This window comes from Sulfitobacter faviae, assembly GCF_029870955.1.
In the GTDB taxonomy this organism is placed as follows: Bacteria; Pseudomonadota; Alphaproteobacteria; order Rhodobacterales; family Rhodobacteraceae; genus Sulfitobacter; species Sulfitobacter faviae.
Genome location: NZ_PGFQ01000001.1, coordinates 2,875,141 through 2,889,633, shown reverse-complemented (window position 1 = coordinate 2,889,633; position 14,493 = coordinate 2,875,141). Strand labels below are relative to the sequence as shown.

The 14,493-nt window shown below is 60.4% G+C and carries 13 protein-coding genes and 1 pseudogene; 8 read left to right on the top strand and 6 right to left on the bottom strand.

Going from position 1 to position 14,493, the window contains the following annotated elements; all coding sequences use genetic code 11:
• Positions 1 to 108: 108 nt before the first annotated feature.
• The 4 genes from CUR85_RS14900 (at position 109) to CUR85_RS14885 (ending at position 2,890) form a co-directional block, all read left to right on the top strand.
• Entirely contained in the window at positions 109 to 762 is a 654-nt protein-coding gene (locus CUR85_RS14900) for an alpha/beta hydrolase (RefSeq protein WP_067262961.1), read from the top strand.
• On the top strand, positions 762 to 998 hold the full coding sequence (locus tag CUR85_RS14895; RefSeq protein WP_067262964.1) for a hypothetical protein: 237 nt from the start codon (positions 762 to 764) through the stop codon (positions 996 to 998). Before CUR85_RS14900 ends, CUR85_RS14895 begins: the two co-directional genes overlap by 1 nt.
• A complete protein-coding gene (locus tag CUR85_RS14890) occupies positions 995 to 1,579 on the top strand; it encodes an HD domain-containing protein (protein ID WP_067262968.1) in 585 nt (194 codons plus the stop codon). The genes CUR85_RS14895 and CUR85_RS14890 overlap by 4 nt, the downstream gene beginning before the upstream one ends.
• A 96-nt stretch (positions 1,580 to 1,675) precedes the next feature.
• Positions 1,676 to 2,890, top strand: coding sequence for an NADP-dependent isocitrate dehydrogenase (locus tag CUR85_RS14885; protein ID WP_067262970.1), 1,215 nt, complete (start codon positions 1,676 to 1,678; stop codon positions 2,888 to 2,890).
• A 314-nt stretch (positions 2,891 to 3,204) separates the two neighbouring features.
• Here CUR85_RS14885 and CUR85_RS14880 read toward each other — a convergent pair whose 3' ends face one another.
• Positions 3,205 to 3,411 (bottom strand): DUF6356 family protein, encoded by a 207-nt coding sequence (locus CUR85_RS14880; protein WP_067262973.1) that lies wholly within the window; start codon positions 3,409 to 3,411, stop codon positions 3,205 to 3,207.
• A gap of 114 nt (positions 3,412 to 3,525) precedes the next feature.
• Between CUR85_RS14880 and CUR85_RS14875 the strand changes: the two genes are divergently transcribed.
• From CUR85_RS14875 to typA, 3 genes are all read left to right on the top strand, one after another.
• Positions 3,526 to 3,984, top strand: coding sequence for an Lrp/AsnC family transcriptional regulator (locus CUR85_RS14875; protein ID WP_067262976.1), 459 nt, complete (start codon positions 3,526 to 3,528; stop codon positions 3,982 to 3,984).
• Between the two features lie 11 nt (positions 3,985 to 3,995).
• Entirely contained in the window at positions 3,996 to 4,325 is a 330-nt protein-coding gene (locus tag CUR85_RS14870) for a DMT family transporter (RefSeq protein WP_067262978.1), read from the top strand.
• A 145-nt stretch (positions 4,326 to 4,470) separates the two neighbouring features.
• A complete protein-coding gene (gene typA / locus CUR85_RS14865) occupies positions 4,471 to 6,288 on the top strand; it encodes a translational GTPase TypA (RefSeq protein ID WP_136720495.1) in 1,818 nt (605 codons plus the stop codon).
• An 83-nt stretch (positions 6,289 to 6,371) separates the two neighbouring features.
• Here typA and CUR85_RS14860 read toward each other — a convergent pair whose 3' ends face one another.
• From CUR85_RS14860 to recA, 4 genes are all read right to left on the bottom strand, one after another.
• Positions 6,372 to 7,097: a phosphatase PAP2 family protein gene (locus CUR85_RS14860; protein ID WP_067261800.1), complete on the bottom strand. Its 726-nt coding sequence runs from the start codon at positions 7,095 to 7,097 to the stop codon at positions 6,372 to 6,374.
• Positions 7,098 to 7,182: 85 nt separating this feature from the next.
• Positions 7,183 to 7,470: a DUF1330 domain-containing protein gene (locus CUR85_RS14855; protein ID WP_067261798.1), complete on the bottom strand. Its 288-nt coding sequence runs from the start codon at positions 7,468 to 7,470 to the stop codon at positions 7,183 to 7,185.
• Between the two features lie 5 nt (positions 7,471 to 7,475).
• Positions 7,476 to 10,133, bottom strand: coding sequence for an alanine--tRNA ligase (gene alaS / locus CUR85_RS14850; RefSeq protein ID WP_067261796.1), 2,658 nt, complete (start codon positions 10,131 to 10,133; stop codon positions 7,476 to 7,478).
• 135 nt (positions 10,134 to 10,268) lie between these two features.
• Entirely contained in the window at positions 10,269 to 11,339 is a 1,071-nt protein-coding gene (gene recA, locus CUR85_RS14845) for a recombinase RecA (protein WP_067261794.1), read from the bottom strand.
• Positions 11,340 to 11,542: 203 nt separating this feature from the next.
• On the opposite strand from recA, the gene CUR85_RS14840 reads away from it, so the two are divergent.
• Positions 11,543 to 12,136 carry a gamma-glutamyl kinase gene (locus CUR85_RS14840; protein ID WP_067261793.1) on the top strand — a complete coding sequence of 198 codons (594 nt, stop codon included), beginning with the start codon at positions 11,543 to 11,545 and terminating at the stop codon, positions 12,134 to 12,136.
• Between the two features lie 18 nt (positions 12,137 to 12,154).
• Here CUR85_RS14840 and CUR85_RS14835 read toward each other — a convergent pair.
• A pseudogene (locus CUR85_RS14835) lies at positions 12,155 to 14,388 on the bottom strand (ATP-binding protein).
• Positions 14,389 to 14,493 lie beyond the last annotated feature (105 nt).

Here is a 14,493-nt window from a genome sequence, read left to right as displayed (position 1 = left end):
ACTGATCCACGCGACACTGCGCGGAACCAGATTAGAACCGTTCTAAGGTGGCCTAGCGAATTCGTCAACTATTCGCGGCGATCTTTGAACCCCTAGACAGGGATACCCATGCCCGAGGTTATTTTTCCCGGACCCGAAGGCCGCCTTGAAGGCCGCTACCACCCCCAAAAAGAACGTGACGCCCCGATTGCCATCGTGCTGCATCCGCATCCGCAGTTCGGCGGGACGATGAATCACAAGGTCGTCTATAACCTGCACTATGCGTTCTACAACATGGGTTTCACCGTGTTGCGCTTCAACTTCCGTGGCGTGGGCCGCAGCCAGGGCGAATACGATCAGGGCATCGGCGAATTGTCTGATGCGGCCTCGGCGCTCGATTATCTGCAATCGATGAACAACAATTCCAAGCACTGCTGGGTTGCGGGTTTCTCCTTTGGCGCATGGATCGGGATGCAGCTGCTGATGCGTCGGCCTGAGATCACGGGCTTCATCTCGGTCTCTCCGCCTGCGAATATGTACGACTTTTCCTTCCTTGCGCCCTGCCCGGCCTCGGGTCTGGTCATCAACGGCACCGCCGACCGCGTGGCGCCGCCCGCCGATACCACAAACCTCGTCAGCAAGCTGCACGAGCAAAAGGGCATCACGATCACCCATCAGGAGATCGAAGGCGCCGGGCACTTCTTTGAAGAGCCGCATATGGACACGCTGATCACCTCGACCAGCGACTATGTCAAACGCCGCCTGACGGAATCCACACGCTGATGGCGGACGCGGTCGTCACCCAACTGGCCAATAAATTGGCCGAGGAATGTCTCGCCGTACAGGCCGAGACAGGCGAAGACCGCTTGTTCATGGAAGTCGGCGAGGTGCTGGGCGCCTCGTCGCAAACACTGGAAGAAGCCTTTCTCACCGCCGTTCGCACCCGGATGGCGAATGACAAGGCCCGCTCCTTTCTGGCGCGCAAGCTGCGCGACCATCGCGGCAAGGGCGGCGCATGACGGTGCGGCTGGACAAGCAGATCGCCTTTCTGAACGAGGCCGACAAGCTGAAAACCGTGCTGCGCGGCACCACCCTATGCGATGCCAGCCGTGCGGAAAATTCTGCCGAACATTCGTGGCATCTGACGCTATATGCGTTGGTGCTGGCCGATCAGGCAGGGCCAGAGGTCGACATCAACCGCGTCATCAAGATGCTGATCCTGCACGATCTTGTCGAGATTGACGCGGGCGACAATCCAATCTTTGGCGACTATGACGCCGCCGAGATGGAAGCACAGGAACAAATCGCCGCCGACCGCATCTTTGGCCTCTTGCCGGACGATCTGCGGGACGATTTGCGCAGCATCTGGGAAGAGTTCGAGGCCGCCGAAAGCCCGACGGCCCGTTTTGCCAAATCGCTCGACCGGTTCCAGCCGCCGATGCAGAACCTCGCCTCCGGCGGCGGCAGTTGGACTGACTATAACGTCTCGGAAGCGCAAATCGAAGAGAAGGTGGGCCGCAAGATCGCCATCGGTGCCCCTGCCCTTTGGTCCTATGCCCGCGCCCGCATCAGCAACTTTTTCGCCGGGGTCGACGCCTAACCGCAGCCTTCGGCATACCATTGTATACGATCTTTCTCTTTGGCCCCGAATAGGCTAAAGCACGGCCAAACGCACCCTTAAACAGAGGAATTCGTCATGTCGAAGATCAAGGTAGAAAACCCCATCGTCGAACTCGACGGCGATGAGATGACCCGGATCATCTGGGATTTCATTAAGAAGAAGTTAATCACGCCCTATCTTGACGTTGACCTGAAGTATTATGACCTCGGCATCGAAGTGCGGGACGAGACTGACGACCAGATCACCGTCGATGCGGCCCATGCGATCCGCGAACATGGCGTCGGTGTGAAATGTGCTACCATCACGCCCGACGAGGCGCGGGTCGAGGAGTTCGGCCTCAAGCGCATGTACCGCAGCCCCAACGGCACCATCCGCAACATCCTCGGCGGCGTGATCTTCCGCGAGCCGATCATCTGCCGCAACGTGCCGCGCCTTGTGCCGGGCTGGACGCAGCCGATCGTCGTCGGCCGCCATGCCTTCGGCGACCAGTACCGCGCCACCGACTTCCGCTTCCCCGGCAAGGGCAAGCTGACCATCAAATTCGTCGGCGATGACGGTGAGACCATTGAGAAGGAGGTCTTCGACGCGCCCTCCGCCGGTGTCACCATGGCGATGTACAACCTCGACGATTCGATCCGCGATTTTGCGCGCGCGTCCTTCAACTACGGTCTGAACCGTGGCTGGCCGGTCTATCTCTCGACCAAGAACACGATCCTGAAAGCCTATGACGGGCGCTTCAAAGACCTGTTCCAAGAGATCTTCGACGCGGAATTCGCCGAGGACTTCAAGAAGAAGAACATCTGGTACGAGCACCGCCTGATCGACGACATGGTTGCCTCGGCGATGAAATGGTCGGGCGGCTATGTCTGGGCCTGCAAGAACTACGACGGCGACGTGCAGTCGGACACCGTGGCGCAGGGCTTTGGCTCACTGGGGCTGATGACCTCGCAACTGATGACACCGGACGGCAAGATCGTGGAGGCCGAGGCCGCCCATGGCACCGTCACGCGCCATTACCGCCAGCACCAGAAGGGCGAGGAGACATCGACCAACTCCATCGCCTCGATCTACGCTTGGACCGGCGGGTTGAAGCACCGGGGCAAGCTGGACGGGAACACCGCGCTGATCAACTTCGCCGAGACGCTGGAGAAGGTCGTGGTGGATACGGTGGAATCAGGCTTCATGACAAAGGACCTTGCCCTGCTGGTGGGGCCGGATCAGGGTTGGCTGACGACCATGGGGTTCTTGGAGAAGGTGGACGAGAACCTGAACAAGGCGCTGGCGGGCTGAGCCTGTCGAGAGCTTGGGACGACCGAGGGCCGCAGCGATGCGGCCCTTTTCTATTTTTCGCTCACGCCTGTCACCCGGGCCCGGAATCAAGCCGTAGGCGCCGGGCCATCGCCTGCCCGCCCGTCACGCCGGAGGCGTGCCACTTTAAAGGGGGCGCACCTTCGGTGCGACCGGGTAGGCGATTTGGTTACGCTGGGCGTGAACTCGCGGAACGCACAACATTGCTGAGCCATAAAGTGGCACGAGGCGACGTAAGATCGCCCACCCGCGGGCAGGCGCTGGCCCTCATTGCGAAACTGGAGCCGCGCTGGCCCTCACTGCCCCCGGTTATGCGTCCGCGCGTAAAGCTTCGCGATGATCCCACTCGCCGTCTTCTCGAACAGGCACGGGATCAGCGCATGCACCAGCGCCGCGCCAGCCGCCGCGAACAGCAGCCCCGAAAACTTCAGCGCGAAAGCCATATGCTCCAGAAACGTCTCATCCACCTTGGCGGGATGGTCGAGGAAGATGCGTGCGATCATGGGAAACTCCTGTCTCTGCCTTTCTCCACCCTAAGCGATCCTGCTTGTGATGTTGTCTCAAAACTCTCCCGACAACCGCTTGTGCGTGAGATTATTTCCCACCAAACTACCGCCATGATAACACTTGATGACATAGACCGCCGCATATTGGTCGAACTGCAACGCGACGCTAGCCAATCCCTTGAGGCGCTTGGCGCGGCGGTCCACCTGTCGCGCAATGCCTGCTGGCGCCGCATCCGGGCGCTGGAAAAGGCCGGCGTGATCAAGAACCGCGTCACGCTCTTGGACGCGGCGAAACTCGACCTCGGTCTCAGCGTCTTTATCCAAGTCCGCACCAACGCCCATGCGCGCGACTGGCTTGAGAAGTTCTCCCGCGCCACGAAAGCCATGCCCGAGATCCTCGGCGTCTACCGGATGACCGGTGATCTGGACTATTTGATCCGGGCGCGCGTTCGGGATATGGCGGGATATGATCGCCTCTATCAGGACCTGATCCGCCGTGTGCCGCTATCGGATGTTTCGGCCAGTTTCGTGATGGAGGAGATCAAGGAAACCACCGAACTCCCGCTCTGAGGAAGACCGAGATGCATTACCTGTGGCTCATCATCGCCGTGGTGGCGGAAACTCTTGGCACGACCGCGGTGCAGGCCTCGCATCAATTCACCCGGCTCTGGCCTTCGGTGGCGGTAGTGGTCTTTTACATGATCTCTTTCTACTGCATGTCGCTGGCGCTGAAGGTCATGCCGGTTGGGATCGTCTATGCCTTTTGGGCCGGTCTGGGCATCGTGCTGATCGCGATTATCGGCTTCGTCCTCTTCGGTCAGCGGCTTGACCTGCCCGCGGTTCTGGGGCTTGTGCTGATCATCAGCGGCATTCTGGTTATCCACCTCTTTTCGAACAGCGCCACCCATTAAGGCTGCACCAGTGGCACAGCTTCGCGCAGTAAGGGGGCGTCACGGCATTAGGGCTAGCAATTGTAGCCGGGGCGCGGTATGGGCGGCGCAATTATACGCGCAGCTTCAGGTTGGCGCGTCCCTCCCCTATCCAAAGGCTGACTTAATGGACCTGCGCAACATCGCAATCATCGCCCACGTCGACCACGGCAAGACGACGCTGGTGGACGAGCTTCTAAAACAATCCGGCACCTATCGTGAAAACCAGGCGACCACCGAACGCGCCATGGACAGCAACGATCTGGAGCGGGAGCGCGGCATCACCATCTTCGCCAAGCCGACCTCGGTCGTGTGGAACAATACCCGCATCAACATCGTCGACACGCCGGGCCACGCCGACTTCGGCGGCGAGGTTGAGCGCATCCTGTCGATGGTCGATGGCGTGGTGCTTTTGGTGGACGCAGCCGAAGGCCCGATGCCGCAGACCAAATTCGTGACCTCTAAGGCGCTGAAGCTGGGCCTGCGCCCGATCGTCGTGCTGAACAAAGTCGACAAGCCGGATGCCGAGCCTGACCGGGCGCTGGACGAATGTTTCGACCTTTTCGCCAGCCTCGACGCCACCGACGAACAGCTCGAATTCCCGCATATGTATGCCTCGGGCCGCTCCGGCTGGGCGGATGCCGAACTTGACGGGCCGCGCAAAGACCTCTCCGCGCTGTTCGACCTGATCCTTGATCACGTCCCCGCGCCGAAGCAGATCGAAAACGCCGACAAGCCCTTCACCATGCTGGCCACCACGCTCGGCGGCGACCCGTTCCTAGGCCGCCTGTTGACCGGTCGGGTCGAAACCGGCACCTTGAAAGCGGGCCAAACCGTCAAGGCGATGTCGCGCGACGGCACCCAGATCGAGACCTTCCGCGCCACCAAAATCCTCGCCTTCCGCGGGCTGGAGCAGACCGCCATCGACGTGGCCGAAGCGGGGGACATCGTCTCCATCGCGGGCATGGCCAAGGCCACCGTGGCTGACACGCTGGCCGATCCTTCGGTGAACGAAGCGATCCCGGCGCAGCCGATCGACCCGCCCACCATCACTGTGACCTTTGGCATCAACGACAGCCCGCTCGCGGGCCGCGACGGCAAAAAGGTGCAATCCCGCGTGATCCGCGAGCGTCTGCTGAAAGAAGCGGAGAGCAACGTGGCGATCAAAATCTCCGATACGCCGGGCGGTGAGGCTTTCGAAGTCGCGGGCCGCGGCGAATTGCAGATGGGCGTGTTGATCGAGAACATGCGCCGCGAGGGGTTCGAGCTGTCGATCTCTCGCCCGCAGGTGCTGTTCCAAGAGATCGACGGCGTGCGCCATGAACCGATCGAAGAAGCCACCATCGACGTGGATGACGAATACTCCGGCGCGGTGATCGAAAAAATCACCGGCACCCGCAAGGGCGAGCTGGTCGAGATGAAACCCGCCGGCGCCGGCAAGACCCGGATCATCGCCCATGTCCCCTCGCGCGGGCTCATCGGCTATCACGGTGAATTCCTGACCGACACCCGCGGCACCGGCGTGTTGAACCGCGTCTTCCACGGCTGGGCACCGCACAAGGGTCCGATCCCGGGCCGTCGCGCGGGCGTGCTGATCTCGATGGAGAACGGCACCTCGGTCGCCTACGCGCTGTGGAACCTCGAAGAGCGCGGCAAGATGATGATCGGCGCGCAGGCGGACGTCTATACCGGCATGATTATCGGCGAGCACAGCCGCGACAACGATCTGGAAGTGAACCCGCTAAAGGGCAAAAAGCTGACCAACGTGCGCGCCTCGGGCACCGATGACGCAGTGCGCCTGACCCCGCCGATGACGCTGAGCCTTGAAGAGGCGATTGCCTATATTGATGACGACGAGCTGGTCGAAGTGACCCCGAACGCTGTGCGCCTGCGCAAGCGCTACCTCGACCCGCATGAGCGCAAACGGATGGCAAAAGCCAGCTAAGCTACGGCAAATCAAAACAAAACGGCAGCGCATTTCACGATGCGCTGCCGTTTTAATATCCGCGCCTCGGAGGCCTCGCGGCGTTACGTATCGCTTTCCTCGCGATCGATATGCCCACGCCTCGCCAAACTCAGCGCCGCAATCAGGCAAAGGATGGCCCAGGCCCCGCCGCCAAGCCAGCCCGCCGCCACATCCGTTGGCCAATGTACCCCCATATAGACCCGGCTGATCCCAACGAGCAGCGTAAGCAGGACGGCAACCGCCAGCGTATAGACCTTGAGCGCCCAGCGTTTCTGCGCCCGCGCCACCATCGCGCCGAGGGTGAGATAGGCCACCGCCGCCATCATCGAATGCCCCGAGGGGAAGCTCGCCGTATGCACGAGTGACCCATGCGGCACGAGGTCAGGGCGCGGACGGTCGAAAAACTCCTTGGCGATGCTGCTCAGCACGATGCCCCCGCCAACGGTGGCGAGGATGTAAAGCGCGGTCGACCACCGCCGTTGCAGCAGGAAAAAGAGCGAGACGACGACGGTCGTCAGTACCAGCACCGCGACCCCGCCGAGGGCTGTCAGATCGCGGCCAATTTCCTCCACCCACCACGGGCCGATGGGATCGGAAAGGTCGCCGGGCGTGCGCAAGAACAACAGGATGTCACGGTCAAGGCTGCTGGTGCTGCCTTCGACGACCTCTTCAGTCAGTTCGGCCAAGGTCCAAACGGCTGTGATCGACAGCCCCATCAGGGCCAGTGTCGTCACCTCCACATGGCGGCGGCACCATTGGGCGAAAGCGGATAGTCGGTCGAAGTTCATGAGGGATCAACCGCCTTCCCGTTAGAAGGTTCCGCCCCGGCAATGCAAGACGCCCCGCCTGTCGTTCAGGCGGGGAGTTCTAGGATTATTCCTCAGTTTCGACGATCATCAATTCGCGCTCGGAGGCTCCGCGCGCATGGCTCAACGCCGCCTGATAAGCATCGGAATGGTAACATTTTTCGGCCGTTTCGACATCGGGGAAACGCGCCACCACGTTGCGCGGCCGCTCTTTACCCTCAAGCTGAACGAACCGCCCGCCGCGGGCGATGAACTTACCGCCATGTGCCGCAATGGCCTCGGTGGCGCCGGCGGCGTATTTCTTATACGCCTCCTCATCGGTGACGGTGACATGTGCAATCCAAAGTGCGCCCATGGGCCTTATCCTTTCAAGATGTTCTCAGCCGCGGCAATCGCCGCCTCGGCATTCTCCGCCGAAGCGCCGCCGCCCTGCGCCATGTCGGGACGGCCACCGCCGCCCTTACCGCCCAGTTCGGCCACCGCCGCTTTCACCATGTCGACCGCCGAGAGACGATCTGTCAAATCCTTCGTCACACCGCCTGCGACCGCGGCCTTGCCGCCGGTGTCGGCGATCAACAATACCGCGCCCGAGCCGAGCTTGGCCTTATGCTCATCCACCAGACCCGGCAGGTCTTTGCCCGTGATACCGCTCAGCACTTGGCCTACGAATTTCACGCCGTTCACCTCGCGCGCCTCGGGCGCAGCCGCGCCGCCGCCCGACATCGCCAATTCACGACGCAGCTGCGCCACTTCGTTAGACAAGCTGCGGCGCTCGTCCAGCAATGCACGCACCCGGTCCGGGACATCGCTGGCCGAGGTTTTCAACTCCGCCGCGACCCGGCTCAGCGCCGCTTCCTGTTCGCGCAGCCATGCCAAAGCCTCGGTCCCGGTCAACGCTTCGATCCGGCGGACGCCCGCGCTGCTTGCACTGTCACCCAAAAGGACGAAGGCGCCGATATCCCCCGTCTGCCGCACATGAGTGCCGCCGCAAAGCTCCAGCGAATAGGTCGATTTGTCGCTGCCCTTGCCGGACCCTTCCAACTGACCCATCGAGACGACACGCACCTCGTCGCCATATTTCTCACCAAAGAGCGCCTGCGCCCCCATGGCGCGCGCATCGTCCGGCGTCATGATCCGCGTCTCAACCGGCGTGTTCTGGCGAATGTAATCATTCACCTCACGCTCGACCTGGCTCAACTCGTCCTGCGTCAACCCTTTGGCATGGGAGAAGTCAAACCGCAGACGATCATGCGCATTCAACGAACCGCGCTGCGAGACATGATCCCCAAGCGCGTTGCGCAGGGCCTCGTGCAACAGGTGCGTGGCCGAGTGGTTGGCGCGGATGGCACTGCGCCGCAAACGATCCACCTCAAGAACGGCACTCTGACCCGGTTTCACCTCGCCTTCGACCACATGGCCGAAATGCACGAAAACGCCCGCCGATTTCCGCGTATCGGTCACGTTCACGATACCGGTCTGCGTCCGGATCACGCCGGTGTCGCCGACCTGCCCGCCGCTTTCCGCGTAAAACGGAGTCTGGTTCAGCGCGACCTGCACATCGCTGCCTACTGCGGCGGCTTCGACCTGATCACTGCCCTGCACCAAAGCGACGATCTGCCCCTCGGCGCTTTCAGTGTCATAGCCCAAAAACTCGGTCACGCCGCTTTTGTCGGCCACATCGAACCAAACGGTAGCATCCGCAGCTTCGCCCGATCCGGCCCAAGCCGCACGGGCCTTGGCCTTCTGCGCCGCCATCGCCGTGTCGAACCCCTCGGTATCGACAGCACGGCCCTTCTCGCGCAGCGCATCCTGCGTCAGATCAAGCGGGAAGCCATATGTATCATAAAGTTTAAACGCCGCCTCCCCCGGCAGGGTTGCCCCCTCCGGCAAACCGCTCAACTCATCATCCAGCAGCTTCAAACCGCGATCCAACGTTTGGCGGAAACGGGTTTCCTCCAACAATAGGGTCTCACGGATAAGCGACTGCGCCTGCCCCAACTCAGGGTAAGCCGCGCCCATCTGCTGCACCAAGGATGGTACCAGTTGATGCATTAAGGGATCCTTAACGCCGAGCAGATGCGCATGGCGCATGGCGCGCCGCATGATCCGGCGCAGCACGTATCCGCGGCCCTCGTTGGAGGGCATCACCCCATCGGCAATCAGAAAGGAGGTCGACCGCAGGTGATCTGCGATCACCCGGTGATGGGTCTTGCCCGGCCCGTCTGGATCGGTCGAAGAGGCATGGGCGCTGGCCTCAATCAGGTTGCGCATGAGGTCGGTGGCATAGTTGTCATTCGTGCCCTGCAACAACGCGGCCACCCGTTCGATCCCCATCCCGGTATCGATCGACTGGTTGGGCAGCGGCTGGCGCGTGCCGTCTTCGAACTGCTCGTATTGCATGAAAACGAGGTTCCAGATCTCGACGAAACGGTCACCGTCTTCCTCGGGCGATCCCGGAGGGCCGCCCCAAATGTGATCGCCGTGATCGTAGAAAATCTCAGTGCAAGGCCCGCAGGGGCCGGTGGGACCAGCAGACCAGAAGTTATCATCCGTCGCGATGCGAATGATGCGCTCGTCCGGCAGGCCGGTATGGGCCTTCCAGATTTTAACCGCTTCTTCATCGGTATGGTACACTGTGACCAAAAGGCGGTTCGGGTCGATGCCGAACTCCTTGGTCAGCAGGTCCCAAGCAAAGGGGATCGCTTCGGCCTTGAAGTAATCCCCAAAGCTGAAGTTGCCGAGCATCTCGAAAAACGTGTGATGCCGCGCGGTATAGCCGACATTGTCGAGATCATTGTGCTTGCCGCCCGCCCGCACACATTTCTGCGCCGAGGTGGCACGGCTGTAATCGCGCGTCTCGACCCCGGTGAAAAGGTTCTTGAACTGAACCATACCGGCCGCAGTGAACATCAATGTCGGGTCGTTGCGCGGCACCAGCGGGCTGGAGGGCACGATCTGATGCCCCTGCGCATCGAAATAATTCAGAAAAGTTGAGCGAATTTCATTCAGCGTCTTCATGGCGAGGCCTTCCGGGGCAGATTTGATCGGTCCCAAATACCCCTCAGCCCCGGCGCTGTCCACCGTTCCCGCTCATGAAAAAGGGGCGCAGCCTTTGGCCACGCCCCTTCGTAAATTCAAATTGTCAAAGCAGGTTCAAGCTTCAAGAATATCCGCGTCGTCACCGCCGGAGCCTTCGAAGTCCAACCCATGAGCGGCGCGGATCTTATCTTCGATCTCCGATGCCATGGCAGTGTTCTGTTTCAGGAAGTTCTTGGCGTTCTCACGCCCCTGCCCAATCCGCTCATCCCCGTAGCTGAACCATGAGCCGGATTTATCCACCACACCGGCTTTCACCCCTAGGTCCAGCAACTCCCCCATTTTGGAGATGCCTTCACCATACATGATGTCGAATTCGACCTGTTTGAAAGGCGGCGCCACCTTGTTCTTGACGATCTTGACCTTCGTTGCGTTGCCAACAACCTCGTCCCGGTCCTTCAGGGCGCCGATCCGACGGATGTCGAGACGGACGGAGGAATAAAACTTCAGCGCGTTGCCGCCCGTAGTGGTCTCAGGAGAGCCGAACATTACGCCGATCTTCATCCGGATTTGGTTGATGAAGATCACCATACAATTGGACCGGCTGATCGAACCGGTCAGCTTACGCATCGCCTGGCTCATCAAACGGGCCTGCACACCGACATTGCTGTCGCCCATCTCACCTTCAAGCTCGGATTTCGGCGTCAGGGCCGCGACGGAATCGACGATCACCATATTGACCGCGCCAGAACGTACCAGTGTATCGGTGATTTCCAGCGCCTGTTCACCCGTGTCGGGCTGGGAAATCAACAGCTCGTCAATGTCCACGCCAAGCTTTTTCGCATATTGCGGATCAAGGGCATGTTCCGCGTCGACAAAGGCGCATACGCCCCCGGCCTTCTGCTGCTCTGCCACGCAATGCAGCGTCAGCGTTGTCTTACCCGAAGATTCCGGGCCATAAATCTCAATGATACGCCCCATCGGCAAGCCACCGATACCAAGCGCAATATCAAGGCCGAGCGAGCCTGTGGAGCTAGCTTTGATATCCTGGATCGCCCCTTCGGCCCCCAGTTTCATGATCGACCCTTTGCCGAACTGACGTTCGATCTGGGCCAGCGCGCTGTCGAGCGCCTTTTGCTTTTCTGCGGTTTTCTTGCTGTCCATCGTCAAAAGATCTGCCGTTGCCATTAGGTTCATTCCTTAGTGTCACAGTGGCGCCCCGGCGGCAATCGCCTGCGCGCTGCGTCGCTTATGTTCTTCTAATGTTCCATATGAGGGTAAATGAGGAACATTTCAATGACTTTGTTTGTCCTTTATGTTTTGGCGGGAATGGTAAAGAAATGGTTTACCCAAATGACATGGGTCCGTGTGCGGCCCGAGGAAAGACGCAATTGATTGTTTTTTTCAAAGAACGGCTGGCTTTTCTGTCGGTCCCGAAAACAGGAACCACCGCCTATGAGAAAGCACTGGCGCCGCGGGCGGATATGGTGATTTCCGATCCGCCCATGCTGAAACATGCGCCGGTCTATCGCTATAACCGCTTTATTCGACCAATGTTTTTAAAGGTTTGCGATGCCGAGCTTGAGCTGATGGCAGTGATGCGCGAACCGATCTCTTGGCTGGGCAGTTGGTATCGCTATCGGCAGCGCCCCTTCATGAAGGATAAGCCGAACAACACTTTCGGGATCACTTTCGACGAATTCGTTCTCGCCTATATGAAGGGCGACAAGCCGGGGTTCGCCGATGTGGGGAGCCAGTTGAAGTTCATGGAGACCCAACCGAACGGCACCGGGATCACTCACCATTTCCGCTATGAAGATCAGACGCGGCTTCGTCGCTTTTTGGAAGAGCGGCTCGACGTGATGCTGACCCTTGGGCAAGAGAATGTCTCTCCCAAAATGGAGCTGACGCTATCCCCAAACGTGGAAAAGCGCTTTCGCCGTAAGTTCGCGGCGGAGTTTGAACTCTACGAGTCGATTACATAACCCTGCCCCGCGTGATGCTCAATGCAGCTGATTGTGGACCGTTGTGGTCAGGTCGGTGAGAGAGAAGGGTTTGGGCAGGAAGACAGAATTCGGAATTTTCGACTGTTCCTGACCGAAGTTATCCTCCGCATAGCCCGAGACGAAAACAACCCGCACATCCGGGCGTTGTTTGAGCGCCTGGCGCACCCAGCTCGGACCGTCCATGCCGGGCATAACGACGTCCGTCACGAACACATCGATGTCCAGCTCCTTATCTTCGAGCATCTTCAACGCGGCTTCGGCGGATTCGGCTTCGAGCACCGTGTAGCCGCGGAGCCGTAATGCGCGGCTTGCGAAAGCCCGCACGGGTGCTTCATCCTCCACCAGTAAGATCACCCCGTCGGACCGCTGAAGCGGGCTTTGATCCAGCGATGCCGGGGGCTTTTTCGCGACCGCAGTGGGCTGGCCCTCCAGTACGGGAAAGTAGAGGGTGAAACATGTGCCCCTGCCCAACTCACTGTCGATAAAGATAAATCCGCCCGTTTGTTTGACGATTCCGTAGGCAGTAGAGAGGCCCAGGCCGGTGCCCTCGCCGGTTCGCTTGGTGGTGAAAAACGGCTCGAAGACCTTTTGCAGCTTATCCTTCGGAATGCCCGTGCCATCGTCATGCACCTGCACCGTGACGTAGCGCCCCGCTGGAACGCTGACCCGATCTCTTTCAAGCGGTTGGTCGAGGGTCGTCACCTCTGTCACGATACGGATTTCGCCCCCGGCGGGCATGGCATCGCGGGCGTTGACGACGAGGTTCATCAAAACCTGCTCCAACTGGCGTTTATCCGCGCGGATCGGGGCGAGAACGGGGTCATGACTGAGGGTAAGCGTTACTTTTTCGCCCACCAGACGGTTCAGCAAATGCGTGAGATCGGCAAGGGTATCACGCATGTCGAGTGTCTCGGGCCGGAGAGTCTGCTTGCGCGAAAAGGCGAGGAGTTGCCCCACAAGCGCGGCCGCCCGATTGGCGTTTTGGTTGATCTGGACCAGATCGCTGAAATCCGGGTCTCCCTGATCATGCCGCAGTAAGAGGAGGTCACAATGCCCGGAAATCGCCGTCAAAAGGTTGTTGAAGTCATGCGCGACGCCCCCGGCCAACTGCCCGATGGCTTGCATTTTCTGGCTCTGCACGAATTGTGCCTCAAGCGATTTGAGTTCGGTCGCGTCCTGGAGCACCGCGATGAGGGCCGCCTCCCCGCCTTCGGATATGCGGTTGAGCGAGACCTGAACGAAGACCTCCTGATCCGTTCGGGTGAGCCTGAGAAATTCGGACTTCTGAACCAGCCGCCCCGCCAGACTGTCTTGCAGCCAATCCGAGATCGAGCGACCGAGACCCTCCATCAGATGCGAAAGATGGGTGTCGCGCCGCAGCGATACGCCAAGCAATTTCCCCGCCATACGGTTGAAGGCCAGTACCGTTCCGTCGGGGCGCAGTTTGATCATCGGCACGGGAGGTCTTGAAACGTTTCCCAGCCTAATTCATTGGGAGAGGCCGCCCCTTCGGGCGGCGGCAGAAGATAGAGCGCGCGGCGGTTCGCGCCGGCTTCAACCTCGGCCACCAGTACCTGCCGGTTTCCTTCCGCGGTGGCGATTTCGGTCACGGTTCCGGGGGTTAGTGGTAGGGAATTAAACAATCGGTCGAGTGACTTCACCCGTTCCCCAACAAGCAGGCGCGCCGCTTCATTCATGAAAAGGATCGCCCCACCCCGGCCCAGCATGACCATTGGTAAGGCCATGCTTTCTTGCGCACTGCGGGGGCCCTCACGGGGGCCAATGCTTTCAACCCGCCAAAGCAGGCGGTCGGCTGACAGATGGTGCACCGATAGGCGTATGGGGCCGGACCGGGTGATCACCTCTTCCCGCGCGTTGCCGTTGGCGGCAGCGCGTGATTGTAGGCGGTAAAGAAGGCCCACGGGATTGGCAAAATGCCTGTGCAGCGCCTGCGCGAGGGTTTCTTCGCCGCCCTTGCCGAACTGCTTCTGAGCCGCCTCGTTGCGATAGAGGACTTGTCGATCAGAGGTGGCGATGAAACTTGGTGTGGCATCTTTTGCGATGAAGTCCGCGACTCCACTGGCACTGGCGCGATGCAGCGCCCTATCCCGCAGATGGATGGTGATGTAACCAAATGAAATCAAACCCAGTGTGGCCGCCGAGGCGGCGAGGGCAAGCTGTAACGTCGCATCGGTGCTGCGCAGCGCAAGCGCGCCGCCGGCAATGGCCATCACCACGAGCAGCCAAAGCCGCCCGAGCTTCGCCTGCCGCCCAATCCCTGAATGCCCAACGCCCTGCTGCACGCACATCCCCTAACAACCGAATCATACGACTAT

Excerpts from the sequence above, each read along its gene's own strand:
- CUR85_RS14900 (WP_067262961.1), top strand. The coding sequence starts at position 109 with ATGCCCGAGGTTATTTTTCCCGGACCCGAAGGCCGCCTTGAAGGCCGC.
- CUR85_RS14895 (WP_067262964.1), top strand. The coding sequence starts at position 762 with ATGGCGGACGCGGTCGTCACCCAACTGGCCAATAAATTGGCCGAGGAA.
- CUR85_RS14890 (WP_067262968.1), top strand. The coding sequence starts at position 995 with ATGACGGTGCGGCTGGACAAGCAGATCGCCTTTCTGAACGAGGCCGAC.
- CUR85_RS14885 (WP_067262970.1), top strand. The coding sequence starts at position 1,676 with ATGTCGAAGATCAAGGTAGAAAACCCCATCGTCGAACTCGACGGCGAT.
- CUR85_RS14880 (WP_067262973.1), bottom strand. The coding sequence starts at position 3,411 with ATGATCGCACGCATCTTCCTCGACCATCCCGCCAAGGTGGATGAGACG.
- CUR85_RS14875 (WP_067262976.1), top strand. The coding sequence starts at position 3,526 with ATGATAACACTTGATGACATAGACCGCCGCATATTGGTCGAACTGCAA.
- CUR85_RS14870 (WP_067262978.1), top strand. The coding sequence starts at position 3,996 with ATGCATTACCTGTGGCTCATCATCGCCGTGGTGGCGGAAACTCTTGGC.
- typA (WP_136720495.1), top strand. The coding sequence starts at position 4,471 with ATGGACCTGCGCAACATCGCAATCATCGCCCACGTCGACCACGGCAAG.
- CUR85_RS14860 (WP_067261800.1), bottom strand. The coding sequence starts at position 7,097 with ATGAACTTCGACCGACTATCCGCTTTCGCCCAATGGTGCCGCCGCCAT.
- CUR85_RS14855 (WP_067261798.1), bottom strand. The coding sequence starts at position 7,470 with ATGGGCGCACTTTGGATTGCACATGTCACCGTCACCGATGAGGAGGCG.
- alaS (WP_067261796.1), bottom strand. The coding sequence starts at position 10,133 with ATGAAGACGCTGAATGAAATTCGCTCAACTTTTCTGAATTATTTCGAT.
- recA (WP_067261794.1), bottom strand. The coding sequence starts at position 11,339 with ATGGCAACGGCAGATCTTTTGACGATGGACAGCAAGAAAACCGCAGAA.